Annotated in this window: 10 protein-coding genes; 5 read left to right on the plus strand and 5 right to left on the minus strand. The window is 71.3% G+C overall.

Annotated elements, in window-relative coordinates; genetic code table 11:
- The first annotated feature begins 103 nt into the window (after window positions 1-103).
- The gene (locus ACIQUT_RS32480) at window positions 104-697 is read left to right on the plus strand and encodes a TetR/AcrR family transcriptional regulator (protein ID WP_403568248.1); all 594 of its coding nucleotides are present in this window, start codon (window positions 104-106) and stop codon (window positions 695-697) included.
- On the plus strand, window positions 697-1386 hold the full coding sequence (locus ACIQUT_RS32485; protein ID WP_403568270.1) for a phosphodiester glycosidase family protein: 690 nt from the start codon (window positions 697-699) through the stop codon (window positions 1384-1386). Before ACIQUT_RS32480 ends, ACIQUT_RS32485 begins: the two co-directional genes overlap by 1 nt.
- A gap of 22 nt (window positions 1387-1408) precedes the next feature.
- On the opposite strand, the gene ACIQUT_RS32490 is transcribed toward ACIQUT_RS32485, so the two are convergent.
- Window positions 1409-2008: a TetR/AcrR family transcriptional regulator gene (locus tag ACIQUT_RS32490; RefSeq protein WP_403568250.1), complete on the minus strand. Its 600-nt coding sequence runs from the start codon at window positions 2006-2008 to the stop codon at window positions 1409-1411.
- Window positions 2009-2095: 87 nt separating this feature from the next.
- Between ACIQUT_RS32490 and ACIQUT_RS32495 the strand changes: the two genes are divergently transcribed.
- A complete protein-coding gene (locus tag ACIQUT_RS32495) occupies window positions 2096-2923 on the plus strand; it encodes a class I SAM-dependent methyltransferase (RefSeq protein WP_403568251.1) in 828 nt (275 codons plus the stop codon).
- A 38-nt stretch (window positions 2924-2961) separates the two neighbouring features.
- Here ACIQUT_RS32495 and ACIQUT_RS32500 read toward each other — a convergent pair whose 3' ends face one another.
- From ACIQUT_RS32500 to ACIQUT_RS32515, 4 genes are all read right to left on the minus strand, one after another.
- Window positions 2962-3447 carry an NUDIX domain-containing protein gene (locus tag ACIQUT_RS32500; RefSeq protein WP_403568253.1) on the minus strand — a complete coding sequence of 162 codons (486 nt, stop codon included), beginning with the start codon at window positions 3445-3447 and terminating at the stop codon, window positions 2962-2964.
- Window positions 3444-4079, minus strand: a complete 636-nt coding sequence (locus ACIQUT_RS32505; protein ID WP_403568255.1) for a class I SAM-dependent methyltransferase — start codon at window positions 4077-4079, stop codon at window positions 3444-3446. Before ACIQUT_RS32505 ends, ACIQUT_RS32500 begins: the two co-directional genes overlap by 4 nt.
- Entirely contained in the window at window positions 4076-5962 is a 1887-nt protein-coding gene (locus ACIQUT_RS32510) for an ABC transporter ATP-binding protein (RefSeq protein ID WP_403568257.1), read from the minus strand. The genes ACIQUT_RS32505 and ACIQUT_RS32510 overlap by 4 nt, the downstream gene beginning before the upstream one ends.
- Window positions 5963-6145: 183 nt before the next feature.
- Window positions 6146-7114, minus strand: coding sequence for a LysR family transcriptional regulator (locus tag ACIQUT_RS32515; RefSeq protein ID WP_403568259.1), 969 nt, complete (start codon window positions 7112-7114; stop codon window positions 6146-6148).
- Window positions 7115-7203: 89 nt separating this feature from the next.
- Between ACIQUT_RS32515 and ACIQUT_RS32520 the strand changes: the two genes are divergently transcribed.
- Window positions 7204-8124, plus strand: a complete 921-nt coding sequence (locus tag ACIQUT_RS32520) for a zinc-binding dehydrogenase (protein ID WP_403568261.1) — start codon at window positions 7204-7206, stop codon at window positions 8122-8124.
- Window positions 8121-9143: an alpha/beta hydrolase family protein gene (locus tag ACIQUT_RS32525; RefSeq protein ID WP_403568263.1), complete on the plus strand. Its 1023-nt coding sequence runs from the start codon at window positions 8121-8123 to the stop codon at window positions 9141-9143. The genes ACIQUT_RS32520 and ACIQUT_RS32525 overlap by 4 nt, the downstream gene beginning before the upstream one ends.
- The last annotated feature ends 172 nt before the right edge of the window (window positions 9144-9315 follow it).

The raw sequence follows: 9315 nt of genomic DNA on the forward strand, positions 1-9315 counted from the left end.
TCCCGTCCTCCAGTTTCGATACTGCTGTTCCGATACTCCCGTTCCGTATAGTGGGGGCATGGCGGTGAGAAGGCAACGGGGTGGACGCCCCCGGGACAGTCGCGTGGATCACAACATCCTGCAGACCACACGTGAGTTGATCGACGAAGTCGGCTACCCGGCCCTGACCGTCGACCAGGTCGCGGCGCGCGCCGGGGTGGGCAAGGCCGCGATCTACCGTCGCTACGCCTCCAAGGCCGAGATGGCGTTCGTCGCCACCATGCACGAGCAGCAGCTGCCTCCATGGGCCGGCACCGGCTCCCTGCACGGGGACCTGCTGGTGCTGGTCCGCTCGTTTCACGTGCGCATGGCCGCCCCGGCAGCCCGACAGCTGGCACCGGCCCTGATCAGCGAACTCGCCGTCAATCCCGAACTGAACACCCGGTTCCAGGACACCTTCCTGGCCGCCGAACAGGCCGCCTTCGCCGAAATCATCGAACAGGCTGTGGCCCGCGGCGAGCTGGCCGGGACCGTCGACCCCGCGATGGCCCACCTGCTGCTGCTCGGCTCCCTGGCCTCCGCCCTGTACATCCTCAACCTCCCCGTCGACGACGCCGTGGTCGCCGACCTCGCCACTGCCGCCACAGCAGGAATCACCGCCCTGGCCGACCGGCAGCGCAGCGACCCCGGCGAGACCGCCGAACCGCGCCGACCGTGATGGTCGCGATCAACGCGAACTTCTCCTGGCCCAACCCGGCCCAGGCCGGCGACACCTTCGCGCTGATGGGGCTCGCCGTCTCGCAGGGGAACGTCGTGTGCGATCCCACGAAGCCGGCACCGCCCGGCCAGACGCAGGCCGACGTGCGCGACCAGGGCGACGCCGGCGCGATGGCGATGTGGATCACGCAGGGGAACAAGGTGACCTTCCAGGTCGTCACCCAAAAGGACAGCACGGTGTTGCCGCCGGATGCGTACACGGCGATCGCGGGCAGCCCGCAGCCCGCCGGGGGGTGGCCTCCGCAGGTCCACGTGGAGGGGCCGCTCCTGCTCGTCGACAACGGGGTCAATTGCGGGACGCCCCAGTCGAGCCCCGGCGAGGAGATCGCCGCGCGCACTGCCGTCGGCCTGAGCGCCGACGAGCAGTTCCTGTACCTCGTCACCCTCGACGGGAACGAACAAGCCAAGTGGCACTACGGAGGGGGCTTCTACGACATCGCGCAGTGGCTGATCATCGCCGGCGCGAACACCGGGCTCAACCTCGACGGCGGCGGCTCCACCACGATGGCATGCCGCGACGGCGACAACAGCCCGATCCTGATGAACGTCCCCTACGGCACCGAGGCGACCCCGGGCGTGCTGCGCGTCGTCGGGAACTACTTCGGCGTGGTGTCCCAGCCGCTGCCGTAACCAGTGCCCGCTGCGGGGCCGGTCACCGCGGCGGTTCTTGCTCAGCGCCGGCCATGACCGCGGTGACGACTTTGTGGACGTGTCCGGCTTCCGGCGGGATGCCTTGTCGGTCGGCGAACAGCATGTGCGCGGCCCCGATGAGAGTGGGAGCGAGTGTGTCGACGTCAGCGTCCGCGGTGATGCGGCCGAGTTCACGCTCGGCAGTGAGGTAGGAGGCGATCGCGGTTGCGGCATCGGTCAGGATCGGGACGCCGGCGGGCCTGGCCTCGCGCAGTCGGGCGCGCAGGCCGTCCCGCGAGGTGACGAGGCTGACGACGGCCACCGCAACCGACTCGAACAGGCCCAGCAGCGCCCGGGTGAGGTTGTCGGCGACGGTTCCGGTTCCGGCGGCCTTGCGCAGGGCGGCGGCCTGGTCGTCGATCCGGGCGATGCGGTCCAGCACGAGCTCGGCGAGGAAGGCGTCGAAATCGGCGAAGTGCCGGTGCAGGACGCCTTTGGCGCAGCCCGCCTCCATGGTGACCGCCCGGCTGGTGAGCGCGCTCGGTCCGTCCCGGTGCAGGACGCGCTCGGCGGCGTCGAACAGTTGGCCCCGCACGTCGCGGATGGCTACTCCCGTGGGCATCGTGCATCTCCTCGTTTTCTTGATCGGCCTGTCTGGATCGGCGGGCGGGCATTGACGAGTGGGCATGTGCCCACTGATAGTGGGCACATGCCCACTTTACCGCCGGAGCGAGCTCCTCGCTCTGAACGCGCATCCCATGAAAACCGACAGGTAGCGGAGTCGTTCGGCTCGGACGCCGAACGCTATGACCGGGCTCGGCCCGGCTACCCCCAGGCGCTGGTGGACCGGATCGTTGCCGCCGGCCCCGGCCGCGATGTCCTGGACGTCGGCTGCGGCACTGGCATCGTCGCCCGGCAGTTCGAAGCGGCCGGATGCCGGGTGCTGGGCGTCGACGTCGACGCCCGGATGGCCGACCGGGCACGCCGGCGTGGACTCGACGTCGAGGTGGCGGCGTTCGAAGCCTGGGATCCGGCAGGCCGGGAGTTCGATGCCGTCGTGTCCGGACAGACCTGGCACTGGGTGGACCCGGTCGCTGGAGCCGCCAAGGCGGCACAGGCTCTGCGCCCCCGCGGTCTGCTGGCCCTCTTCTGGAACGCGGGCCAGCCCTTGCCCGACGTGGCGGAAGCCTTCGCCGAGGTGTACCGCCGGGTGATGCCGGACTCGCTCGCCGCACGTCAAGGGACGGTGCCGGCCCTGGACGGGTACACGGCACTGTGCACCAAGGCAGCCGACGGGATCCGGGAGGTGGACGGTTTCGCCGTACCCGAGCAGTGGCGATTCGGCTGGGAGCGGCCCTACACCCGGGACGAGTGGCTGGACCAGCTGCCCACCCAGGGCGCCTTCACCCGGCTCCCGCAGGCCAAGCTGGAGGACGTACTGGCCGGCGTCGGCGCCGCCATCGACGCGGTGGGAGGCAGCTTCACGATGCAGTACGCCACCTTGGCAGTCACCACGATGCGAACCGCCACCCGCTGACCCGCCACGGGAGAGAGGGGCGCTGGTCGGCGGGGTGGTCAGTGCTCCAGGTAGGCCACCGTTTCCGTGTGTCGGGCGTGGTCGGCGGCCTTGAGCCGGGCGAAGCCGACGGGGCTCATGAGCTCCTCCCACTCCTGAAGGGTGTGGACGCGGAGCTCGGTGTGTTCGCCCGGGTCGAGGACGATGGCCCCGATCTGCTCGTCCGTGAGCCGGCCGCCGTCGAAGATGACGCCGAACTTGTTGAGCGGCCAGTGGGATCCCCGGGTGATGAAGTGGACCGCGAGGAGCTTCTGCGGGCCAGTGAAGGCCATCTGCGTTTCCTCGAAGCATTCCCTGAGGGCGCACTCCCAGGGCGTCTCGCCGGGATCCATGTTGCCGCCGGGCCATTGCCACGCGTCCTCGTTGCGTACGGCGCGGAGCTGGATCGGGCGGCCGGCGGTGTCGGTGAAGTAGAAGCCCGCGTACGAGGTCGCGTTCGCGATGGTCTTGACGTACTCCTCGGGCGGGATCCAGCGTGCGGTCATGAGGTGGCCTCCACGATCAGGGTGCCGATCGTCTCCCGGTCCCGCGGGCAGGGGAGCCGCTGCCCGGTCGCCGAGGTGAAGCCGGCTTCCAGCAGCTTCTCCTCCCACATGTACGGCCGGTAGCACCAGCGGGTGATGGGCAGCAGCTCATCGTCGGGGCCGTACATGTCGTACGCGTGCGGGCCGGGGCATTCGCCTGACGGCGGCAGGTGCGAGAACGCGAACCGGCCTCCCGGCACGAGGGCCCGCCGGACCAGCGGGAGCAGCACGGCGGGGTCCGTGAACCACACCGCACCGAAGACCGAGTACACGGAGTCGAACTCCGCCTCGTGTTCCGCCAGGTACTCCTCGGCACGCGCGTGCCGCAGCTCGATCAGGTCCCCGAACCGCTCGCGGGCCGCCGCGACCTGGACGGCGGAGACGTCCACGCCGACGGCCGTGGCGCCCGTACGGGCAACCTGGGCGAGGTTGTCGCCCTTGCCCGCGCCGAGTTCCAGGACGCGCTTTCCGGGGCCGGTGTGCAGGAGTTCCAGCCCCGGCCCGTGGTCGGAGTACTGCGTCCAGCAGAACCTGTTCCACGTCTTGTCGGACGCCTGCCGTAGCCCGAACCTGTCCCAGGACGTCTCGCTCATGCCGTGGTCTCCTCCGCGGTCGGGGTGCGTTGGGCGGGGATGCTGCGGTCGTTCTGGAGGTCGAGGAGCTCGCGAAACAGGCCGGGGGCGGCGGAGAGTTCCGCGTAGGTCCCCTGTTGGGCGACGCGGCCGTGGTCGAGGACGACGATGCGGTCTGCGACGGCGACGTTGGCGAGGCGGTGGGTGACGAGGACGACGGCGCGGTCCCGTGCGGCGCGGCGCAGGTTGGTGAAGATGCGGTGTTCGGCGCGCGGGTCGAGGGCGGAGGTGGGCTCGTCGAGGACGAGGAGACCGGCGCGGCGGTAGAAGGCGCGGGCGAGGGCGATCCGCTGCCATTGGCCGCCGGAGAGGTCGGTGCCGCCCAGCCATTCGCGTGCGAGGAGGGTGCCGAGGCCGGAGCGGAGTTCTGCCACGACTTCGTCGGCGCCGGTCGCTCGGCAGGCGTCCCAGATGTCGGCGTCGGCGTCGGTGTGGGTGTGTGCGTCGGTGTGTGCGTCGGCGTCGGTGTGGGTGTCGTGGTCGTCGCCGTCGTGGTGGTGGTTGCCGCTGGGCTGGCCGAGGGTGATGTTGTCGCGGGCGGTCAGGGGCCAGCAGGCGTAGCGCTGCGGGACCATGGCGACCTGTTTCCACGTGGCGTGGGGGTCGAGGGCGGTGGTGGGCCGGCCGTCCCAGGTGACCGTGCCGGTGGTGGGCAGGTGCAGGCGGGTGAGCAGGTTGGCCAGGGTGGTCTTGCCGGAGCCGTTCTCGCCGACCAGAGCGACGATCTCGCCGCGGCGGACGGTGAAGTCGATGCCGTGGAGGGCGTTCTTCTCGCTGCCCTCGTAGCGGTAGACCAGGTTTTCGGTGCGGATTTCCTCGGGGCTGTCGGGGAGGATGTCGCCGCCCTTCAAGCGGTAGCCGCCGGTCTCCTCCAGGAACTGCGACCAGTCGTCCATGTACATGCCGGTGCGGAAGATGACGGCGGACATGCGGACGACGCTCTGGACGGAGCCGGTGACGGTGCGCAGGGCGAGGACGGCGGTCCCGGCGGCCGCGACCGACAGGTGGCCGGTGGCCAGGAGGGCGATCAGCACGCCCCAGACGAGCGTGGATGCCGCGCCGCCGCCGAGGGCGCCGAGGAGGGCCGTGCGGGCGCCGTCGGTGACGGCCTGCTGGTGAACCTGGGTGACGCGGTTGGTGATGCGGCGGTAGGTGCCCAGGAGGAAGGGGGCCATCGTTCCGGCGCGGATCTGGTCGGCCGCGTGGCTGTCGGACAGGTGCCAGCGCAGCACACCGAGCATGCGGCTGTGCCCGGTCATCTTCAGGCCGGCGGTGTAGGTGACGCGGGCGCTGTGGATCTGGGCGATGCCCTGCGGGAAGCTCGCGATGATCAGGAAGGGGATCAGGAGGGGGTGGAGGGCGCCGAGGACGAAGGCGCCGGCGAGGAAGGACGCGAGCGCGGCGATCAGCTGCTGGCCCTCTTCGATGATGTCCTTGGCGACGACGGCACCGCGTTCGGCGTTGTCCCACCGGTCCTTGAAGCCGGGACTGTCGTAGGCGGCGAGTTCGGACGCGGTCGCGGCGTCGAGGAGCATGAGCTCGCACTCCTGCTGCATGAGGGGTGCGATGCGGGAGGACAGCCACGTCACGACGATGGAGAGGGCGGCGCGGATTCCGGACGCGGCGGCGAGGACCGCGACCGACGGCCACGCGTCCCACAGCCGGTCGGTGATGTCGCCGCTGGAGATCAGGGCGGTGATGGTCGAGGTCGTGGCGAGCAGCCCGGTGGCCGCGGCAATGCCGGAGACGATCTGGCAGGCCATGAGGACGATGACCGAGCGGCGGTCGACGCCCCAGGCGACGCTCAGCGAGCGCTTGATGAGGTGGGGGAGACGCCGTGCCATGTGACGCAGGGTGATGAGTTTGGTGGCTTCCCATCTGCTGTCGCCATCGAAGTCGAAGGAGAGTTCTTCCGCTGCCTGTTCGTCGCAGTCCCTGCTGGTCACCGGCTGTGCCTCCGTGGTGGCGGTGGAAGGCTCAAGGCTCCTACCGGAGCCGGTGGTTCGGAAGATTGCAGGAACGCTGCTTCACCCGAACGTGTCACCGCCCGGACGACGGCGAACCGCGAACAAGACAGACACGGGCGGTTCGGGCAGCCAGTCGTGCGCCGGGTCGTACTCCAGCCATCTGCTCTGCCGTGCCTGCGCGGCGCAGGCGGCGGTGAGCCCGTCCAGTCCCGGGTGCTCGTTGCCGGTGCGCCACAGGAGCGACCAGGCGTACAGGGGCGTGGGGTTGACCAGCGGGACGGAGCGCAGTCCGGGGATCTGCGGCAGGGGCACGTCGGCGGGCAGCAGCGAGAAGCCGTGCGGGTCGCCCACCACCCTTTCCAAGAAGTGGGTGAGTCCCAGATTGACGCCCGTGGCAGTGCTTCGGATGTCGAACCGGGCGGCGAACCGGTGGAGGAAGTCGAGCCGGTCCAGTGCGCCGGGAGCCCAGAGCACGCTGTCGCCCAACTGCTCCGGCCTCAGGGCCGGTTGGGCCGCGAGCGGATGGTCCGAGCTCAGTACGGCGTCCACCGGTTCGAGGCGGACGAGGCGGTGCGCCAGCCCGGCCCGCAGCGGGGGGTGCACCCGGCCGAAGGCCGCGTCGATGTCGCCGTGAAGCAGCGCTGCCGTCACCGACGGCAGATCACGCCCGTGCCCCATCACGAGCTCCCCGGCCCGTCCGGCGACCCGGGCCAGCGTCCGCATCGGCGCGTACAGGTGCCCCCAGGCGTCGACGCGCAGCGGACGGTCCCGGCCGACCGCCGCCGCGACCGCGGCGTCGGCGGCGGCCAGGGTCTGCCGGGCCGGCGGGAGGAAGCGCCGTCCGGCCTCGGTGAGCCGTACCCCGTTGCCGCCGCGCTGGAGCAGCACCGTGCCGAGCAGGGATTCCAGCCGCGCGATCCTCTTGGACAGCGCCTGCTGGGAGATGGCGAGCGTCCCTGCCGCCCGCCCGAAGTGCAGTTCCTCTGCGACGCGCACGAAGGCACGTACCTGCGCCACGTCGAGATCCATGGCTCCCACCCTAGGCGACAACCAAAAGTTGTCGGCCTTGTGCGTGGGTTGTTGGACCACAGGGCGGCCGCGGAGGTTGCATTCCCGGCATGCAAAGACTGATTCCCACGGGCGACGCGGCGCATCCCGTCGCCTTCGCCGAGGTCCCCCAGCCCGTCCCGGAGCCCGACGAGGCACTGATCAAGGTCGAGGCGTTCGCTCCGAACCGGGGCGAGACGTTCCTCCTCGAACACCCCCGGCCGGGGCTGCTGCCCGGCAAGGACATCACCGGCCTCGTCGTGCAGGAGGCGGCCGACGGCTCCGGTCCCGGCATCGGCACCCGCGTGGTCGGGCATCCGGCGCAGGGCGGCTGGGCCGAGTACGCGGCCGTGCCCACCCACTCCCTCGCGGCGCTCCCGGACAGCATCGACAGCGTACGGGCGGCAGCCCTGCCCCTGGCCGGGATCACCGCGCTGCGGCTGCTGCGTACAGCCGGTTCCCCGGCCGGCAAGCGGGTGCTGCTGACCGGTGCCTCGGGCGGGGTCGGCCACTACGTCACCGAGCTGGCGGTCGCGGCCGGTGCGGAGCTGACCGCGGTGACGGCCACGCCGATGCGCGGCGAGCGACTGGCAGAGCTGGGCGCGGAGGTGGTGCACGAGGTCGCGGCGGCTCCAGGACCGTTCGACGTCGTCCTGGAGTCCACGGGTGGGCCGGACCTCCCGATCGCCCTCTCCAAGGCGCGCCCCGGCGGCCTGCTCGTCTGGTTCGGCCAGGCCAGCCGCACCCCGGCGACCCTCGACTTCTTCCAGCTGCTGGGCGGGCCGGAGCGCGTGACGATCCAGCACTTCCACTACGCGGGCGCCCCCTACGGCCCCGATCTCGCGACGCTGGTGCGCCTCGTGGAACAGGAGCGGCTGCACCCGGAGATCGGCCGGATCGCCCACTGGACGGAGACCGCCGACACACTGGTCGACCTGCGGGAACGCCGGATCCGCGGCAAGGCCGTCCTGACGACTGGAGGAACCCGATGAACGTCCCCGAATTCGCCGCCGCCCAGTGGACACGCGCCACCGGCACGGGAGTCGACCCGCACGAATACCGCCGCGTCACCGACGGCCTCGCCTCCGTCGCCGACTGGGCCCCGTCCTTCCTGCACACCGGATACGGCTACCTGGAGCGCGCGGAGCAGGCGGGATCGTCCGTCTCGGCCGGGGAGCACCTGCTGATGGCGGCCCGGTGGTTCCACCTCGCCACGCTCGCGCACGACGCGGAGGCACAGCGCGCCGCCATCGAGGCGGACCACGCCCTGAGCCGGGCGTTCTCCGTGCTGGAGCCCGGTGCGCGGCGTGTGAGCGGCGAGGGATTCACCGGCTGGCTGCGCGGCCCCGCGGATGCTCCGGGCACCGTGATCATCATCCCCGGCCTGGACTCGGCCAAGGAGGAGTTCCTCGATCTGGCATCCTCGCTCTTGGCCAGGGGCCTGGCGGTGTTCGCGATGGACGGCCCCGGGCAGGGCGTGCTGACGGCCACGACGGCCCTGAGGCCGGACTACGAGCAGGTCGTGGGCCGGGCCATCGATGCCCTTGAGGCTCTCGGCGCCCTTGGCGCCCTCGGCGTCGAACGCGTCGGTCTCGTCGGCTTGAGCCTGGGCGGCTATTTCGCGGCCCGGACCGCGGCGCTGGAGCCGCGCGTCGCAACGGTCGCGACCGTCAGCGGCCCGTTCCGCCTCGACTGGGAGGAGCTGCCCCCGCCGGTACGGGACATCATGGCCCGACGCGCCGGAGGGGCCGACGCCGCCCGCGACTTCGCCCACCACGTGGACCTCGCCGCCCTGGCACCGCGCATCACGGCCCCGCTGCTGGTCGTGGACGGAGGCCAGGACGTCATACCCGGCGTGACGAACGGCGAGCCGCTGGTCGTTCTGGCACCGCACGGCGACTACCTGTCCGTCCCCCACGGCGACCACCTCCTCGGCAACGCCCGGGCCGACTGGCTGCCCCGCCTCGTCGACCACGTCACGCAGACCCTGAGGACGGGAGCACCGGCCTGACCCCCCGTTCACCGGGAAGACGGTCCTCACCACCACCACCACCACCGGCGGCACTGCGCCGGCGGCATGGGGCCGACGACCCGTTACCTTTCTCGTGGCCCCGAAACGGGGCGCCTGGCCCCCGGGCCCGGTATGGCTGTCTGCCCCCTGTCGAAGGGATGACCTGGGGGGT

The sequence above is a fragment of the Streptomyces sp. NPDC090445 genome, from assembly GCF_044769385.1.
Lineage (GTDB): Bacteria > Actinomycetota > Actinomycetes > Streptomycetales > Streptomycetaceae > Streptomyces.